18 protein-coding genes are annotated in these 18,611 nt (G+C 36.5%); 11 read left to right on the forward strand and 7 right to left on the reverse strand.

The window, feature by feature from the left end:
- Position 1: 1 nt before the first annotated feature.
- Positions 2-1,318: a UDP-N-acetylmuramoyl-tripeptide--D-alanyl-D-alanine ligase gene (locus BM141_RS17170; RefSeq protein WP_091548700.1), complete on the forward strand. Its 1,317-nt coding sequence runs from the start codon at positions 2-4 to the stop codon at positions 1,316-1,318.
- A gap of 100 nt (positions 1,319-1,418) precedes the next feature.
- Positions 1,419-2,057: a TetR/AcrR family transcriptional regulator gene (locus BM141_RS17175; protein WP_091548701.1), complete on the forward strand. Its 639-nt coding sequence runs from the start codon at positions 1,419-1,421 to the stop codon at positions 2,055-2,057.
- Between the two features lie 24 nt (positions 2,058-2,081).
- On the opposite strand, the gene BM141_RS17180 is transcribed toward BM141_RS17175, so the two are convergent.
- The 4 genes from BM141_RS17180 to BM141_RS17195 form a co-directional block, all read right to left on the reverse strand.
- Positions 2,082-2,537, reverse strand: a complete 456-nt coding sequence (locus BM141_RS17180; protein WP_091548702.1) for a gliding motility lipoprotein GldH family protein — start codon at positions 2,535-2,537, stop codon at positions 2,082-2,084.
- 153 nt (positions 2,538-2,690) lie between these two features.
- Positions 2,691-3,479 (reverse strand): 3'(2'),5'-bisphosphate nucleotidase CysQ, encoded by a 789-nt coding sequence (gene cysQ / locus BM141_RS17185; protein WP_245764096.1) that lies wholly within the window; start codon positions 3,477-3,479, stop codon positions 2,691-2,693.
- 77 nt (positions 3,480-3,556) lie between these two features.
- Entirely contained in the window at positions 3,557-4,306 is a 750-nt protein-coding gene (locus BM141_RS17190; RefSeq protein WP_091548704.1) for a protein phosphatase 2C domain-containing protein, read from the reverse strand.
- Positions 4,303-4,998: a hypothetical protein gene (locus BM141_RS17195; protein WP_091548705.1), complete on the reverse strand. Its 696-nt coding sequence runs from the start codon at positions 4,996-4,998 to the stop codon at positions 4,303-4,305. The genes BM141_RS17190 and BM141_RS17195 overlap by 4 nt, the downstream gene beginning before the upstream one ends.
- A gap of 130 nt (positions 4,999-5,128) precedes the next feature.
- Between BM141_RS17195 and BM141_RS17200 the strand changes: the two genes are divergently transcribed.
- The gene (locus BM141_RS17200) at positions 5,129-5,833 is read left to right on the forward strand and encodes a M15 family metallopeptidase (protein ID WP_221407702.1); all 705 of its coding nucleotides are present in this window, start codon (positions 5,129-5,131) and stop codon (positions 5,831-5,833) included.
- A gap of 175 nt (positions 5,834-6,008) precedes the next feature.
- Here the strand turns inward: BM141_RS17200 and BM141_RS17205 are convergent, their stop codons facing one another.
- Positions 6,009-6,188 (reverse strand): hypothetical protein, encoded by a 180-nt coding sequence (locus BM141_RS17205; protein ID WP_091548706.1) that lies wholly within the window; start codon positions 6,186-6,188, stop codon positions 6,009-6,011.
- Between the two features lie 764 nt (positions 6,189-6,952).
- On the opposite strand from BM141_RS17205, the gene BM141_RS17215 reads away from it, so the two are divergent.
- A complete protein-coding gene (locus BM141_RS17215) occupies positions 6,953-11,095 on the forward strand; it encodes a PAS domain S-box protein (protein ID WP_091548708.1) in 4,143 nt (1,380 codons plus the stop codon).
- A 103-nt stretch (positions 11,096-11,198) separates the two neighbouring features.
- Here BM141_RS17215 and BM141_RS17220 read toward each other — a convergent pair whose 3' ends face one another.
- Positions 11,199-12,023, reverse strand: coding sequence for a mechanosensitive ion channel family protein (locus tag BM141_RS17220; RefSeq protein ID WP_091548709.1), 825 nt, complete (start codon positions 12,021-12,023; stop codon positions 11,199-11,201).
- Positions 12,024-12,159: 136 nt separating this feature from the next.
- Between BM141_RS17220 and BM141_RS17225 the strand changes: the two genes are divergently transcribed.
- The 7 genes from BM141_RS17225 (at position 12,160) to BM141_RS17255 (ending at position 17,933) form a co-directional block, all read left to right on the forward strand.
- The gene (locus BM141_RS17225) at positions 12,160-12,933 is read left to right on the forward strand and encodes a thioredoxin fold domain-containing protein (protein WP_091548710.1); all 774 of its coding nucleotides are present in this window, start codon (positions 12,160-12,162) and stop codon (positions 12,931-12,933) included.
- A gap of 153 nt (positions 12,934-13,086) precedes the next feature.
- Positions 13,087-14,046, forward strand: coding sequence for a DMT family transporter (locus BM141_RS17230; RefSeq protein ID WP_091548711.1), 960 nt, complete (start codon positions 13,087-13,089; stop codon positions 14,044-14,046).
- Positions 14,047-14,098: 52 nt separating this feature from the next.
- Positions 14,099-14,461 (forward strand): DUF2200 domain-containing protein, encoded by a 363-nt coding sequence (locus BM141_RS17235; protein ID WP_091548712.1) that lies wholly within the window; start codon positions 14,099-14,101, stop codon positions 14,459-14,461.
- Positions 14,462-14,594: 133 nt separating this feature from the next.
- On the forward strand, positions 14,595-16,121 hold the full coding sequence (locus tag BM141_RS17240; protein ID WP_091548713.1) for a glycosyltransferase family 39 protein: 1,527 nt from the start codon (positions 14,595-14,597) through the stop codon (positions 16,119-16,121).
- Between the two features lie 115 nt (positions 16,122-16,236).
- Positions 16,237-16,635 carry a DUF4296 domain-containing protein gene (locus BM141_RS17245; protein ID WP_091548714.1) on the forward strand — a complete coding sequence of 133 codons (399 nt, stop codon included), beginning with the start codon at positions 16,237-16,239 and terminating at the stop codon, positions 16,633-16,635.
- Positions 16,632-17,324: a CoA transferase subunit A gene (locus BM141_RS17250; protein WP_091548715.1), complete on the forward strand. Its 693-nt coding sequence runs from the start codon at positions 16,632-16,634 to the stop codon at positions 17,322-17,324. Before BM141_RS17245 ends, BM141_RS17250 begins: the two co-directional genes overlap by 4 nt.
- Positions 17,325-17,333: 9 nt before the next feature.
- Positions 17,334-17,933, forward strand: coding sequence for a hypothetical protein (locus tag BM141_RS17255; protein WP_091548716.1), 600 nt, complete (start codon positions 17,334-17,336; stop codon positions 17,931-17,933).
- A gap of 373 nt (positions 17,934-18,306) precedes the next feature.
- Here BM141_RS17255 and BM141_RS23065 read toward each other — a convergent pair.
- Positions 18,307-18,611, reverse strand: a 305-nt coding sequence (locus tag BM141_RS23065; protein ID WP_394331678.1) for a hypothetical protein, incomplete at its 5' end; no start/stop codon positions are given.

The raw sequence follows: 18,611 nt of genomic DNA on the forward strand, positions 1-18,611 counted from the left end.
TATGCTTACTACTCCCGAACTGTATGCCTATTTTCGCCAATGCTCAGGGATTTGCACTGACACTCGTAAAATCAAAGAGGACTGCCTTTTTGTCGCTCTCAAAGGAAGCAATTTTAATGCTAACTATTTTGCCCAACAAGCCTTAGACAAGGGGGCAAAGTATGCAGTAATAGATGAGGCAGATTTCAACACCTCTGAGCGGTTTCTATTAGTAAGAGATAGTTTAAAAGCCTTGCAAGATTTGGCAAATTTTCATAGAAATACGCTTCCTATTCCTTTCATTGGCATTACAGGCACGAATGGAAAAACTACGACTAAAGAGTTAGTCAATGCTGTATTAAGCACCAAATTTACAACCAAAGCTACACAAGGCAACTTGAATAACCACATTGGCGTTCCACTTACCTTATTGGAAATCACCGAAAAAGATGAGATAGCCGTGATAGAAATGGGAGCAAACCATGTGGGGGATATTCAAGAACTTTGTGCGATAGCCGAGCCTAATTTCGGTCTGATTACCAATATTGGGCAGGCACACTTGGAAGGTTTTGGCAGTTTTGAAGGAGTTTTGAGGGCAAAAAGTGAGTTGTACGACCATTTATTAAAAAGAGGGGGGACTGCTTTTATCAATGCTCATAATCCCATTTTGCATAACATGGGCAAGCGGTTTGAGCGAAGTGGGCAAGCCAAAGTAATCTATTACGGTACACCTGAAAGTTTTTACTATGCTGAAATTTTATCAGCCTCTCCTTACATAATTTACAAAAATGAATCAGGAAAAACTATTGAAACACAACTACTTGGCGCATATAATTTTGATAATATACTTACAGCCTTATGCGTAGGGAAATATTTTGGTGTAGAGATGCAAGCGGCACACCAAGCGGTTGCTAACTATATCCCAACTAATAATCGCTCACAAGTCATTAAAGGAGACCGCAATACACTCATTTTAGATGCTTATAACGCCAATCCATCGAGCATGAAAGCCGCCTTAGAAAACTTTGCACAAATGCCTGCTCAGAATAAAGTAGTCATCTTAGGAGACATGTTCGAACTTGGCAGCTTCAGTGAAGATAAACACAAGGAAATAATTGATTTAGTAGCAGATATGAACTTTCCTAAAGCTTTTTTCTGTGGAAAAGAATTTCATAAAGTAGGTATTTCTTTGGCAAAAAACTTTCCTCAACTTTATTTTTTTGAAAATAAAGACGACTTGCAAAAATATTTACAAGAAAATCAGCTAAAAAATAGCTATCTGCTCGTGAAAGGGTCAAGGGGCATGGGCTTGGAAAGTTTGTTAGAGAGTATTAAGTAAAGTTTACTTTTTCGTTGCCTTTGGGAAAGTTCTGTCAATAATTTCATTTTATCCGAAAAAATGCGAATTTTGCACCTGAAAAATAACACATCACTTTTTCATGGGTGTACTTGAAAGAAAAGAACGAGAGAAAATTCAAAGGCGTAACGTCATTATAGATGCTGCAGAACGTGTTTTCTTCAAAGAAGGCATAGAAAATGCTTCTATGGACCAGGTTGCTTTGGAAGCAGAACTAAGTAAAGGAACGCTGTATTTATATTTTAAAAGTAAGGAAGAACTTTACAAGGCTATCATCATTAGAGGTTTTATCGCACTCAAACGCAAGCTCAAAGAAGCGGTTGTACCTGCTGAAACGGGTTTGCAAAATGTCAAAGCTATTTCTAATGCCTACATAGAATTTTCTAAACAACACTTAGGCTATTTTAATGCCATTCTTCACTTTCAAAACGACCTATTTGATAAGCGAAACATGGACTCCCAACATACGATAGAATCCTTAGAAGGAGGAAATGCAGTCATTAGTGTACTGATTAATGCAATTAAAAAGGGCATAGAAGATAAAAGTATTAACCCTAACATTAATCCCATAGAAGTAGCCTTTGTCCTTTGGAGTCAAATTACTGGTTTACTGCAAGTTATTCAGCGAAAAATGCGTATCATTACTTATTACTACAAAATCAAAGATGCAGACCTCTTGGACAATTACTTTTATCTATTGGAAAAATCTCTAAAAGCATAATACCATGTTTATAGATAGCCTCTACTATTTTTCAATGGATATGCCTACTTCCATGATAGATGCAACACTCTCATCTTCAGTCTGTTGGCTTAGTACTAACTTATACTTGCCTTTTTTCTCGAACTTGAAGGGAAACTTGTAGGTTGTATCGCAAATGTCGCCCATAGCATCGCCCAGCAGATGCCCTGTCTGCTTATCACGGATAGGAATAATTATCTCTTTGTCAATGGCTTGTATGTCATTAGAGGCTGAAGGGATAATAGCTAACTTCACTTCTATCTCTCCATACTGAATTTGCGAGGTATGACGCAGATGAATATTGATAGTATAATTTTTAGCCTCTGGCACATCTACCTCAAAGGCGATTTCTTGCGACCTTTCCCATTTCAAGTTAGGAAGTTTCTGATGTTCGTTGTAAAAAGTATTGCATGAAATAAAAAATAAGACATTGATTATCAATGCTAAAAAATACTTTTTCATTTTCTTTCTCTAATTTTTGCTTTCAAGATAAAGAATTTTATTGATAAAATAGCGTAAGTAGATTTAAAAATACATTTTTTAGGAACTCATAGAGGTGTGTTTGCTCTATGCGAAACTTTGTATTATAGATTCTGTTCGCTTATAACCAATGAGTTAAATCAACTTACTGCTATCTCCAAACCCATAACAAATAAACTCTCCATTAATGAGCGAGGGCTTGTTATAAGCAAACCGTTGCTTGTTTGCATCTAAGACTTTTCCCCCACTGATTTCTATGATAGCTTGCCCTGCAGCAGAGTCCCATTCCATATTAGGACTTTGGCGGTAATAAATATCTGCACTACCCTCTGCTATCATACAATATTTGACGGCACTGCCTATAGGTGTAATTTGCTTGACATTTAGTTTTTTGAGTACTTCGTATTCCTCAGGGCGATAGGCGTTACTACTACTTTTTACTGCTCTTAGGTTTTGATAATCTGGCTCTTGAGGGAGTTGTAAGCGAATTAGCTCTCCACTTGCTATTTGCTTGAACGCTCCATTTTTATCTGCAAAATAGAGTACATCATTTACGGGAAGGTAAATGACCCCTGCAATAGGGAAAGACTGATACACCAAGCCTATGTTCACCGTAAAATTATCATTGCCTTTGATAAATTCTTTTGTACCATCTAAGGGGTCTATCAGCCAGAAAGTTTCCCAGTCTTTGCGCACTTCATAAGGAATATCCGCGCCTTCTTCTGATAATATAGGAAAGGAATAAGCTAATTTTTCTATTTCTCCTGTGATTATTTTGTTTGCGGCATAATCAGCCGCAGAAACGGGAGAGTTGTCTTCTTTATATTGGACTTGCAAGTCATTTTTTCTGTAAAACTCTAAGAGTTTTTTTCCTGCTTGTACGGCAATAGAGCAGATAGCTTGGATATTGATGTTGGGTTTCACAGGCATTTATACCATTTTAATTCATTTTTTGCTCAAATTTAATGTAAAAATACTATTTGGTAGAGGAAATCAGATTTTTAAAATACTTTTATTTCCAAATGATTGTCAAACAATAGCCTTATCACTGCAATATCGTCATACGCCTGTGCCGCAAATTGGGCATGTAGTATGTAAATTTTCTGCTGAATCATATCCTCATAGTCTTTAAGGCTTGTATCTCGCATGAGGTAGTCTGCAAATTTGCTTTCGGGAATCTCCCTAATGTTTTGTGTATGATAAAAAGAAAAAATCCCATCGGTAGCTATGCCTACTTGGGAGGGTACTTCTATCAAAAAAGACTGTTCGTTGAAGTAGTCTAACCACTCCTCCTCTGAATCTTCTATATGGTATATTGGATAATCTGGGCAGTTATTTTGGTCTATTTCGTGCAAATCTTGATTTATCAGTACTCCCCCATCTCCTAAGGCTGTGACGTAGGCTTGCTTGGTTTCTGCATTGTAAATCAATAAGATAAAAGTAGATAGCAGTTCATTTTCAGGAATCAGCATTTCCTGTTTAAAATATTTCAAATCTTGCATCCAGGACAGTAAAAGCCTATTAGCAAGGAGTTGAACGGGTATGTCTTTTTGAATAAAAGTATTTGTACAAATAACTTTTCGCATGAGTTTGCACTGAAAGGCAGACGCAAAATGTGCATGCTTGCCTGCCGAGCATCCATCGGCTACCATGCCTACAAAGATTTGTTTACTAATAGGAATGGTCAGAAGAAAATCCTCACAATAGTTTTTATGGCTACTCCCTCTGTGCAATCCTGTATAGACTCTCATATATTTTTAAACTTAAAAATCAAAAAACCATCCATGGTATCGCCACCTGCACATCTTTCTTTGTTTTTGGTCATGACAAGAAGAAGGCTGCTTTCTGGAAACACGCAAACCTTTTCTATATCGTAGTTAAAATACAATCCATCAGGATAATAATAGACCAAATCCAAATCTATGTCCCAAGTTTGTGGCGTGTCTATGCCATCTTCTTTCATGGAGTTATTCCACTGACGGGCGCAGTTTTCTGCAAAATTCTCTGCAAATAGATTATATAAGCGATTGTTTGATTTAGGAGGTTTCATTTTTATTCCTGTGATGGCATCGTCAATAATTTTATTGCTATTAGGTATAAAGACATAAGGTTTTTCTGTTCGCATCGCTTTTTTCACAGGCTCAACCCATTCCCACTTCTCAAAATGTACTAATTCCATTTTTTTTACTAAGGGCTTCCCTTCTTTCAAAAAAATCTGAATAAGATTAGACTGTCCACATTCGCCATATAAATCTTCTCCTATCCAAAAAGTATGGTCATATTGGGTTTTGAAGAAGAAAGTGAATCTCTGTTCGCAATTAGTCGTTCTTGCTGGAAGCAAGCAAAGAGTCAGCAAAAGCCCTCCAAGTTTGAGTTTTGGCAAAGTAAAAAGCTGAAATACCAAACCCAAGTGGTAAATCAAAATTGTAAAAAGGGGTAACATAACAAAATTAATTTTGCTTTAAGGTAAAACTACTAAAAAAATAGATTATCTAATCAGCAACACAGAAAAGTATATTTGATACAGTATTGTAAAAATTTCTCTAATTTTGTAAAAATTAAACTTTTTTCCTATGAAACCTATCAATTTTATTTTTGTTCTGTTACCTATAACCATTTTCATTTCTATCCAAGCCCTATTTCCCATTACAGAAAATGCTTCGCCCCATTTATCCTATACCAAAGAAGATAGCCTATACTATGAAACTCTGCATGATACAGCTATGGTCGAACTCATACGCTATGATTCTGATTTTATGTTAGATATAAAATATGCCACTAAGGACAACTTTACCAAGCAAGTGCTGTACGATTGTCCAAGAGCCTTCCTAAGAAAAAAAGTAGCCAAAGATTTGCTCAATGCTCACAAGGAATTTAAAAAATTAGGGTATAGGATAAAGATTTTTGACGGGTATCGTCCTCATTCTGTGCAGTTCAAAATGTGGGACTTGACACCTGACAAACGCTATGTAGGCAACCCTTACAAAGGCTCAATGCACAACAGAGGCTGCGCTGTAGATTTGACTTTGGTAGATAACAACGGTAAAGAGTTGGATATGGGTACACCTTACGACTTCTTCGGGGAAGAGGCTCACATCACCTACAACAAACTCCCAGAGCAAGTGCTTAGTAATAGACGAGTACTGAAACAAGTCTTAGAAAAAAATGGCTTCAGAGCCTTGTCGACAGAATGGTGGCATTTTTCTTATAATCGCAACGTTTACAACATTCTGAACATACCAATTCCCTGCCAACAAGAAGTCAGAGAAATCAAATAAGAAAATAGCTGGTTGAGGCTATATCATCATTTAAGCATACGTCTTCTCGAATCCTAAAACAGAAATAGTGGTTGATTATTTATCAGAAGCGATTTCCTCATAAAACAAAACTTCCCAACAAGCAGGGCTTATTGGGAAGTAAAAGGAATATAAGTTATTCTTTATCAAATACTTTTCATCTTTTACTTCCCATTAAATAAGCAATATAGCTAAACATCTTCCAACAAAGGTTGGCAAGTCCCTGACTGATATTTTTTATCTCCTTGTCTTGCTCTTGCTGAGTTTTTACAGGAGCTGGCGTATTATCAGTTCTGCGTTCGCCTTGGGTTTGTGGTTTTGGTGTGTAACGTTCCATACTGATTTAAAAGTTAAGTGATTTTAAGAAGAATTTATTATTTTTAAAGTGTTAGTATGGTTTAATTGTGCTTTTTACAGCAATGCTATAAACAAGATGTAACCTCATAAATTATTCCATAGAAAATATATGGAAAATTTCAAATAAAATGTGATGGATATGTGGGAAGACGCTTCTAAATATAAGACCCTAATTGTGTGCAAAAAGTTGCAAACAAATAAAAAAAAATTTAGTATCTTATAATTTTGTTTATTATACTCAAAATAAAATGATTTTTCAATCCCTTTCTCTTGCTGAGAAAGGGACTTTGGTTCTCTGACACTTTTTCCAATGAACAATACTACATCTAACTTTAAGCCCGTAGGGCTGTCATCTTGGTAGAAAAGAGCAAGCCCAACATTCAGCAAGTCCGTAGGCGTGAAATATGCCACCGCTACGCGGTTTTATTCATTATTTTCTACAAAAATAGCACACCTACTGTGTTAGTCTGAAAGTCCAATGCTTACATAAGTTTTACAAGGAAAGTGTCAGAGAAACGGGACTTTGGAGTAAAGAAAATCTCAAAACCACTTTTGATTGAGTATAAATTAATCCAAAATAGCAATCGCATTAATCAATGCGATTTAAATAACATGCAATAATTTCACAAAGTTATTTGGTGTATAAGATTTTAAAATGTTAATTTTACTTATATTTCCCACTGCAGTAATGATGTGGAAATAACGGCTTCCAAATAATATGCACCTTCTTACTATCAAATCGATATGAATGAGTTAAATGAAAATTTTTTCTTTTCCTCTGAAGAAGAAAAACAAAAACAAATCAAACAGTTGCCTATTCATGAACAGTTGAAAAGTTTAAATATTAGCGATTGTGAGCAACTTTTAGAAAGTAGCCAAGAACCTGTGGTTATCATTGACCCCTTTGAAAGAATTATTTTTTACAATAGAGCGGCGGCGCATTTGTGGGGTTATGCCAAAGAGGAAGCACTTGGCTCTTCGGTTTCTGCCTTAGTCCAAAGCGACTGGGAAGACAAAGAAAAAGGTTTCATAGTGAACTATTTAAGCCCAAAAGAGAATTTCTCAGAAGGCAAAGAAGCAGAAGCAGTACTCAAGAGAGGTGGTTATGTACCTATTCGTATCAAAGTGGTAGAAACCCAGCAAGACGGCAAACCTGCTTTGGCTATTTTTGCCAAAAATATTTCTCGTGAGAAGCAACTGATGAGCGAAAAAGAAGAATACAAAGAAGAATTACAGCAAAATCTGGAGCAGTTAGAACAAGTACATCAAAGCTATCAGCAAAAGATTGCAAACTACGAGGAACAGATTAAGCAAATCCGAGCAGAAAATCAGCATCAAATAGAGGAACTCCAAGCTACGGAAGAAGAGTTACGTCAAAATATGGAGGAACTTACCTCTACCCAAGAGCAACTCCGAATAAGAGATATAGAGCTAACAGGGCAGATGAATGCCATTAATAATTCTTTTGCTTTTGTGGAGTTCGATACGCAAGGGTATATTCTCAAAGCCAATGATTTATTTTTGGATATGATGGGCTATACTTTAGATGAAGTAAAAAATACGCATCATCGCATTTTCATAGATTCAATATATGCTCAATCGGAAGAATATAAGCAATTTTGGACAGATTTGCGAGCGGGCAAACACATCTCAGGAACTTTCAAAAGACTGACTAAAAAAGGAGAAGATGTTTGGATTAGTGGTTCTTATACACCTGTTTTTGATGAAAAGGGGCAAGTCAGTCGCATTATCAAAATAGCCATTAACGTTACCCAAGAACGCCTAAGAAATAATGATGTGCAAAGCCAATTAGAAGCTATTAATAGAACCAATGCTGTTATAGAGTTTGACTTAGAAGGCAATTTGAAAAAAGTAAATCCAATATTTACGGAGATTTTTAAGTATGAAGCCCATGAAATAGAAGGCAAGCACCATAGTCTTTTAGTTACAGAAGAAGAGAAATACAGCACAGAATACAGGCAGTTTTGGTTAAAATTGAGAAAAGGGGAAGCACTAAACGGCGAATTTAAGCGGATAGATAAAAATGGCAATACTGTCTGGATTCAAGGGACTTACACGCCTATCTTGGACCTAAATGGCTTGCCTTACAAAATAGTCAAATATGCCAAAGACATCACTAAGCAAAAGGAATTAGAACAAACAATCCAAGAGCAGTTAGCCAAAGCACAGGCTTCCGAAGAGGAACTACGCCAAAACTTAGAGGAATTAGAAGCTACTCAGGACAATCTTCGCCAGACTATGGAGAAAATGTTTGAGGCTCAGGAGCAATTAAAAGTAAGTGAAAGATTAGTAGCAGAAACCGCCAAACGCTTTGAAAGTGTATTGGAAAATTGTAATGATGCAGTGGTTACTTCTGACCAATATGGCAAGATTGAGTTTTTTAACAAAGCCGCCGAAGCACTTTGGGGTTATTCCAAAGAGGAAATCATAGGCAAAAATGTACGAATCCTCATGCCAGAGGAACACTCTCGCAATCATGATTCCTACATGAGTAACTATCTGCAAACCCACCAAGCCAAAGTAATAGGCATAGGCAGAAGGTTAGAAGCAATCACTAAAAGTGGGGAAACTGTCCCTATTCATCTTACCATTACAGAGGCAACAATGGGAGAAAACCCTCTTTTCACTGCTTTTATTCGCAACATACGAGCAGAGGTAGAAAATGAAAACAAAAGGAAGAAGGCAGAGGAAAGTGTAATTAAAACTATCAAACGCTATGAGAGAATCTTAGAAGGTTGCTATGACGCAGTAGTTTCTGCCAATGCTAATGGAGTCATAGAATTTTTTAACAAAGCCGCAGAGCAACTGTGGGGCTATAACCGAGATGAAGTTTTAGGTAAAAAAATAGATATACTCATGCCTGCTGTCCATGCTCGCCAGCATGATACCTATATGCAAAACTACATGCAAACGGGCGTAGCTAAAATTATAGGCATTGGAAGGGAAGTAGAAGCACTTACTAAAACAGGCAATACAGTGCCTATTTTGCTGACCATTGCTGAAAGCCAAGAAGATAACAAACCTACTTTTACCGCCTTTATAAAAGATATTACTAAGGAAGTAGAACTACGCAATCAAAGAGATGCCACAGAGAAAACATTACGGGAAAACTTAGAAATGCTTGGTGCTACCCAAGTGAAACTGCAAGAAAGAGAACGGGAAATGACTGCCCAACTGACAGCTATTAACTCTGCCTTTGCTTTTGTTGAATTTGATGCAAATTGCAACATACTGAACGCAAATAAAATTTTCCTTGATTTAATGGGCTACAGCTTAGAGGAAGTCAAAGGCAAGCATCATCAAATTTTTGTAGATAAAGCCCATGCAGAAAGCGAAGAGTACAAAAATCATTGGAAAAAAATCTTATCTGGAAATTCACAGTTAGGAAATTTCAAAAGAAGAACTAAAGACGGCAAAGAAGTATGGCTAAATGCTACTTATACCCCGATTACCAATGAGAAGGGAGAAGTAGTAAAAGTGATTAAGTTAGCCAATGATATTACTGACTTTACGCTCTCTTTGCAGGCAGTGAGCAAATTTTTAAATCAACTAAAAAATGGAAACTTTGATACTCGATTTGAAATAGATGAAAGCAAAGCACAAGGTGAAATCGCCAAAATGGTCAAAGATAACATAGAGTTGCGAAATACTTTACAGAGCATCGTCAAAGAAATAAACCGAGTGGTGGATTTGGCTGGTCGGGAAGGCATTTTAAGCGAAAGGCTTAAATTAACAGGAATAGAAGGCTCTTGGAAAGACTTGGTCGATTCTATTAATTTGTTATTAGAATCCATTTTCCAACCAATCATGGAAATCAATAAAGTGGTTTTAGGACTGTCTATGGGTGATTTGACGCAAAAAACAGACATCAAAGCACAAGGAGACATTGCCGACATGATAAATGCACTCAGCATTGCTATAAAAAACCTCAATGAGTTACTGAAAAATATAGAAACAAGTGCCAAGCACGTAGCCCAAGCCTCTGATAATATGCTCAGAAAAGCCGAAGGCATGAAAGTAAATACTACCGAAGTAGTTACGGCAATCCAACAAATGGCAGACGGAGCGCAAGAGCAAGCTGCGCGTACAGACGAATCTTCTCGTTTAGTAGAAAATATTTTGAAGTCTTCCAATGAGATGGCTTCCAAAGCTACTATCATAGACAGAGCCGCAGAAATGGGTCAGAGAAGCTGCGAAGACGGCTTGAAGATAATAAAATCTGTAGTGGAGAATATGAATGAAATCGCTAAGTCTGCTAATTTTACCTCTACCTCGATTGCTACTTTGAGCAATCGTTCAGAGGAAATTTCCAGAACCTTGAATGTAATTACTGAAATCGCTTTCCAAACGAATCTGCTCGCCCTCAATGCCTCAATAGAAGCTGCCCGTGCAGGAGATGCAGGTAGAGGATTCCAAGTTGTGGCAGAGGAAATCAAAAAATTAGCCGAGGATTCTCGTCGCTCTGCTACTGAAATTGAGAAAGTCATCAGAGATGTGCAGAAAGATGTAGCCCTTTCCAATAAAGCGATAGAAAAAATGCAAGTTAATGTGGAAAATGGCAATAAAGCTACCTTAGAAGCACAAAATGTTTTTGATGAAATCAATAAAAATAGCACGCAGAACTTAGTACTTTCTAAGGAAATATTATTGGCTACACAAGAGCAAAAAGAAGCTATCAGCGTAGTAGTCAAGAATATAGAAAAAATAGTAGTCGTTTCAGAGCAAACAGCCACAGGTACGCAAGAAATAGCAAGTTCTTCTATTCAGTTGAATAATACGGTGGGAGATGTAACAGCGACCAGCAAGGATTTGGCTAACATCGCCCAACAGCTCAAAGAAGGAGTGAGCAAGTTTAAACTCAATTAGTTTTATGCTAAAACCCCTAAAGATGTTGAGAATATTTAGGGGTTCAGAGTAAAGATTGCTATTATATAGACCCAATGCAAATCGGATTACCAAAGCAATCGCATTATTTTTGGTGCAAAAATACTTGTCTTACTTGCTGAGGAGGTTTGATGCCTTCTTTCCTAAACGCCTCAAGCACATTTTCATTAAGACTAAACAAAACTCCCCAATAGGAAGCCACAAAATCCTTTGATTTGACCCACATATTTAAGGTTACTTCTATCCCATTGTCAAAGAAACCGCTCACCACTACTCCTGCGGCAGGGGTAGCAAGGCTAAGAGGCTCTCTCTGAGCTACCTCTAATAAAGTAGTTCTGACTTTGCTAATATCAACCGAAGGTTCTAATCGGAAAACAAAATCTAAACGACGATTTTCCTCTGCTGACAAATTCACAATCGCCCCACCCGCCAAAGAACCATTAGGCAGAATAATGATTTTATTGTCTGGGGTAAGTAACACAGTATTAAAGGTTTGGATTTCTTTTACCGTGCCTATGTGTCCCTGTGCTTGGATAATATCGCCGACTTTGAAGGGTTTAAAAATTAAAATGAGTACACTTCCTGCAAAATTTGCAAGGCTTCCCTGCAAAGCTAAACCTACGGCTAAACCTACCGAACCTACAATAGCCACAAAAGAGGTCGTTTCAATTCCTAAGATAGAGGCTACACTAATCAAAAGTACGATACGCAAGGATACGCTTACCAAACTTAGCAAAAAAGGCTTGATGCTGTTGTCTATTTTGCGGCTTTCCATAGATTTGCTGAGTAATTTGGAAATTAAACCTACTACCCACAAACCTACAATAAGCGTAATTAATGCAAGAGCAATTTTGGTAGCATAATTTACCAATAAATTATTGATAAGAGGGACAATCTCATTCAAGTTCATAATGTAAATTTTTGAAGATTAAGATATGTTAAGATTTTTGCTAAGGTACTGAATCTCGGATAAAAATTTTAAATTTGTCAAAAAAATTGCACGGGATTTTTGTTGGAATTTCATGTAAATACTTGCCGAACTGAATATGATAAAAAACTTAACATTCATTTTTTTGTTTTTCAATAGCTTATATGTGTGCTTAGGGCAGAGTTTTCCTTTTTTTTCAGGCAGATTTGCAGACTTGCAAGCCAGAGCCAAAGCAGAGAATAAGCCCTACTTTGCTTATTTTTACACTAATTGGTGTATGCCTTGCAAGAAAATGAATGAAACAATATTTACTGATGCAGATTTTGTCAAGTACGCCTCCGCCAACTACTATGGATATATGGCTGATGCAGAAGCTACCATTACCGAGGGAAAAAAGATAGCAGAAAAATACAGTGTAGTATTTTTCCCTATGATTATCGTTTTTACCCCAGAGGGCATGGTTTCAGAGCGGATAGACGGTTTCTTAGATGCCAAACAGATGATAGCTTTGCTCAAAAGAAATGCCCCTATCAGAGGAACTCCTACTGGCGAGTATCTCTATAAGAATGATGACCCTCCACGTGCCGCTTTTGTACAGCCTAAGGGCAAAGGACTTTTTAAAGTATATATGGAAACCCAAAAGTCAGAAGGTTTTGGAGTAAAAATGGGGACTTTCTTTGCTTACGAAGAAGCCTTAGAAAAAATCAAATTTTTGCAATCCAAATTCCATCGCAATATCATTTTGCATCTGGACGAGAAAGAGGGCAAACCTATTTACGAGGTGATTTTAGGACCTTTTCAGTCGCAACGCTCTGCCCTGACTTACAATGAGGTATTATTGCAAAAAAATGGCTATGAAGGCATAGTCGTGGATTTAGCCTACATGAAATAAAAACTTCATTTCATCTTTTGAACTTTTGGGTTTGCCTCTTTGTTAGTAGTTTTGTTATCCATAAAACATAGCACCTAATTTTTTTCTTATTTTTTAAAAAATAGCCTATTTTATTGCATATTTTCTTATTCTATATTTTTACTGTTAAAATCCATGCCACGGAGTAACTTCAAAGCCTACATTGCCTTAGCCTGTGTTTGCTTTTTCTGGGGAACTACTTTTATCGCTTCTCAAATTGCTGTCAAATCCATGCCTGTAGCTTTTGTAGCGGGGATTCGCTGTATCTTAGCAGGCTCGCTGTTAGGGGCTTATTTCTTTGGAGTAAAAAAACACACCCTACCTTCCTTCAAAGAAATGAGCATTATTTCTATCAATGGCTTCTTAATGATTGGTTTGGCAAATGCTTTATTGGTGTGGGCATTGCGTTACATGCCTACCAATACTGCCTCTATCATCTGCGCCTCTCTTCCCTTTTGGGTACTGGGTCTGAATCTCTTATTTGATAAGTCTGACAGGGTAAGCGGGCAGGTACTCATCGGCTTAGTAGTTGGCTTTGCAGGTTTAATACTTATTTTTTATGACGGGCTTTTTGTTTCTACTTCTGAAAAATTTGGTTTTGGGCTTTTTCTTGCGGTTCTTTGCAATATTTCTTGGGCATTAGGAATGGTGCTGACCAAGAAGCACAAAGTTACGGCGAATCCTTTTGTAGTAGCCACAATTCAGTTGCTTTTTACAGGGGTAGTCATGAGCATATTTGGTATGCTTACCACTACCGATTACAGTTTTTTGAGCTTTTCCAATTACCAAGCTTGGTTGGCAATTTTGTACTTAGTAACTTTTGGCTCTATTACAGGCTACGGTGCTTACATTTACTCATTGGCTCACCTTCCCGTTACAGTAGTTTCTCTCTATACCTACATCAATCCCTTAGTAGCTATCTTTTTAGGTTGGTGGCTATTAGATGAAAAGTTGAACGTTTTTACTTGGCTTTCCATTGTACTAATCTTGCTGAGTGTGTATGTAGTAAATCGGGGCTTCAAATCTGATAGGAAAAAAGAGCAAGCCAAAGCCGCCGCACAAGCTAAAGAAGCCGTTTTAGAGGAAAGTTTTTAGTAGTAAAATGTGTACATACATATTTTTTAGTGGTCAGTAAAATTCTAACAAAATGCAAATAACAGATAAGCATAACGAACGTATTGCAAAAATGACTTTTGCCTCTGTCTATCCGCACTACCTTACAAAAGTAGAAGGCAAAGGAAGGACGAAAGAAGAACTGCATCAAGTAATAGAGTGGCTGACAGGATTTGATGAGGAAATGCTAAATAAACTTATTAACGAAAACGTAACTTTTGAAACATTTTTTGAACGAGCAGAACTAAACCCAAACGCAAGTTTGATAACTGGAGTAATTTGTGGATATCGAGTGCAAGACATTGAAAATCCTCTCACAAGAAAGGTTAGGTATCTTGACAAATTGGTGGACGAGTTGGCTAAAGGCAAGAAAATGGAAAAGATTTTAAGACAATGAGAATACTTAACTTGTAGCCAAGCTTTTATCATCTTGGCAGACAAAGACCTTTAAAAGTTTATGGACTTTTGCACTGTGTTAGGACTCACGAATAAGCCTCAGTTTTCTGACCAATCATAAAAATAACAAACCAATGACTAAAAAGTCCTTTATTTTAATAAGTTTTATCTTATTGAAGTTCATTCTTCAGTACTCATTAATAAGCCCAGAGTATGACTTACATCGTGATGAATATTTACATCTTGACCAAGCCAACCATTTAGCATGGGGCTACTTGTCAGTACCACCATTGACCTCTTGGACTTCGTACATAATCAAATTATTAGGTAATTCAGTTTTTTGGGTAAAATTTTTTCCTGCCTTGTATGGTGCATTCACTATGCTAATTGTTTGGAAGGTTATAGAAGAACTTGGCGGCGATTTATTTGCTTTAAGTTTAGGAGCAACTTGCATATTATTTTCTGTATTGTTGCGATTAAACACTCTGTACCAACCCAACTCTTTTGATGTATTAGCTTGGACTACGCTGTATTTTGTACTAATCAAATACCTGAAAACTGAAAATCAGCAATGGATTTTTATTGGAGCAGTAGTATTTGCCGTAGGATTTTTAAATAAATATAATGTAGTATTTTTGCTGCTCGGAATTATTCCGGCTTTATTGCTTTCAGAACATAGAAAGATATTGATGCGGTCAAAGTTGTATGTGGCTATTTTTATAGGCATTCTGCTCATAGCTCCGAATCTTTTTTGGCAATTCAACAACAACTTTCCTGTTTTTTATCATTTAAGGGCTTTGGCATCAAGACAATTAGTTCATGTAGATAGATTAGATTTTTTGAAATCGCAAATTCTTTTTAATATAGGCTCAATAGTGGTACTTTTGGCATCATTTTACGCCTTACTTTTCTATCCACCTTTTAAAAAGTACAGAATTTTCTTTTATTCCATTGTTTTTACCTTGTTGATTTTTATTTACTTCAAGGCAAAAGATTATTATGCCATTGGTATCTATCCAATTTATTATGCCTTTGGTTCTGTGTTTCTCTCAGAAATACTCCATAGGCAATCTTGGGAAAAATTGCTCAAACCTGTTATTATTGGCATACCGATACTATTTTTTACTGCTATTTATCATGTTGCTTTCCCAAATAAAAGCCCTGAATACATTATTCAACATTCAGAACAATACAAAAAATTAGGTATGCTTCGCTGGGAAGACGGCAAAGACCATCTGCTGCCACAAGATTATGCAGATATGCTTGGCTGGCGCGAACTGGCACAGAAAGTAGATAGTGCGTATTTAAGTCTGCCCAACAATTATAATACGCTTGTGCTTTGCGATAACTATGGACAGGCTGGCGCAATCAATTACTACACAAAGCAAAACATAAGTGCGGTTTCCTTTAACGCCGATTACCTCAACTGGTTTGACTTATCAAAAAAATATGAGCATGTAATTAGGGTCAAAGAACAAGGAAATGTCAATGAGGAACTTCAAGAAACCGCACCATTTTTTCAAACTTCACGAGTTTTTGATTCTATTACCAATAAATATGCGAGAGAAGTGGGAACTACAATCTTTACTTTTGGTGAAGCAAAAATTGATATACGAGAAAGGCTAAAAAAGGAAATTGACGAAAATAAAAACTCTCACTAACAATCCTTAGCTTATTTTTTCTTTTTAAGTTTTAAGCCCACTTTGACTGCTTGTGTATAAAATTCCTTTAATTTTGCTTTTTAAAACATTCATAAAAAAATTATAGCATACAACTATGCTCGTATATAGAACAATAGCCATATTTTTATTTTCCCTTGCAGGAATATTGTACGCCTGTGGAAGCAGTCAAGAAACAGAAACTCCTCCACCTGCTCATTTGATTAGTAGGGAGAAAATGATTCAACTTCTTACAGAGATTCACATGGCAGAGGCAGGCGTTTCTATGATGGCAATAGACCACCAGCGAGCCACTGCCTTGTACAAAACCTATCATGCAGAAATTTTAAAAAAGCACGGCATAGATACATTAGCTTATCGCCAAAGCTATGATTACTATATGCAAAAGCCTTTGGAAATGGAGTACATACTGACTATGGTCGAGGATTCCCTTGTCAAAGTACAGACAGTAGAGAAAATGAAAGAACGAACTAATAACCAACCAATAAACCAATGAATAAAGTAGTACAAGATGCAGAAGAAGCCATCATTGGCTTGCAAGATGGAATGACAGTGATGTTTGGAGGCTTTGGCTTGTGTGGTATTCCTGAGAATGCCATCTCTGCAATTTTAAAGAAAGGTATCAAAGACCTAATTTGCATTTCCAATAATGCAGGAGTAGATGATTTTGGCTTAGGTTTACTGCTTAAAAACCACCAAATCAAGAAAATGATAGCCTCTTATGTGGGTGAGAATGCAGAGTTTGAAAGACAACTTTTAGCGGGAGAATTACAAGTAGAGTTAATTCCCCAAGGCACTTTGGCAGAACGAATTAGGGCTGGAGGGGCAGGTATCCCTGCATTTTTTACACCCGCAGGTGTAGGCACAGAAGTAGCCGAAGGTAAAGAAGTGAGAGAGTTTGACGGGAAGCTATATCTTATGGAAAAATGGTTAAGGGCTGATTTTTCTTTTGTCAAGGCATGGAAAGGCGATACGGAAGGCAACCTTATTTATAAGGGGACAGCACGCAATTTTAATCCTATGATGGCGACAGCAGGAAAAATTACTATTGCCGAAGTAGAGGAACTCGTACCTGCGGGAGAACTTGACCCCAATTTTATTCATACGCCCGGCGTATATGTCAAGCGCATTTTTCAAGGAAAAAACTACGAAAAACGCATAGAACAAAGGACGGTGAGGAAATAGGAATAAGCCATGTCTTCTCATCATATCGTCAGAGATGCCCAAGAACCCGCTTTGATTATCGCAGGTACGCACTTATCCCATGAAAACATAGGGCAACTTTTAGAGTGGAGTCCTGTGATAGTGGTAACAGAAAACTGCTTAGAAGAAGTGCTAACTTGGGACATCAAAATTGATAAAATAGTTTGTCAAGATATTCGCTATCAGTATGTTTATGCTATTTCTTTGCATCAACAACCCTTAGAAATTTGGCAGGTAGCAAATGTAAATCCTTCTGATTTTGTTCACTTAGCATTACAAAAACTGATTCAAAGAGGACATGAAGCAGTAAGCATTATTTGGGAAGATTTCAATTCAAAAGATTTTTTCCAATACATAGAAAAAGTAGAAATCATTGTTTATCAGAGCTATACCAAAGGTTACTTTGTTAAAAAAGGTGTTTTCAAAAAGTGGGTAACGGCTGGTACAGTATTTTATCTTCCTGAAAGAGAGATAATTCATGAAGTTTTCAATTTAGAGCAAATTGATTCGCACACATACAAAGCTACACAAACAGGTTTAGCGAGTTTTCAGACTCCGCAGCCTATTTTTTTGCAGGAAAGTATTGAGTGAAATAGAGTTTTTATTACCTGATTTTCAATCTATTGATGGAACACAGATTTTACATATTCGGTTAAATCAGTAGCATCTGTGTTCCCAAAATAACTATTTAGGTACTTTTAAAATTAAGAAAAAGTAAAAAAAAAGTTTGTAAATTATAAATCATTAAATTATTTATTTACTTAACCTACTGATTATGAATAAGTAAAAAGCTCTAATAATGCTTTATATATAATTAAAGGCTAAAAAAACGTTATTATTTATAATTTCGCTTGGAGAAGTAAAAGATGAAATGAAATAAAAAATACACCTTGCTTAAACATTTTGATTTAAGATTTTGTTTTACTGATATGTTAAAAAATTAGTAGTTTACCAATTGTGCTAGTTAAAATATAAAGTTTTTTATATCTAAGATAGGTTGTTGAGTTATAAAGTTTAAATAAATAGCAAAAGTTAGGGATGTTATTTTTGCGATAATTCTATTTGTTAGTCCCCAAGCACTCTTTGCACGTGTATATTGTATGTTAAACTGCTCTGTCAGTATTGAGTTTACTGTTTCAATGGTTTTACGAAAAATACCAAGAAATGCTTTTTCAGTAGCAGTATTAGCTACTTGGTTTGCTCTATTTTGTATAATTAGCTCATAATCAAGTGTATTCTCAAGCCTTTTTCCCAACCCTACATACCCTT

The sequence above is a fragment of the Thermoflexibacter ruber genome, assembly GCF_900113045.1.
GTDB classification, from domain to species: domain Bacteria; phylum Bacteroidota; class Bacteroidia; order Cytophagales; family Thermoflexibacteraceae; genus Thermoflexibacter; species Thermoflexibacter ruber.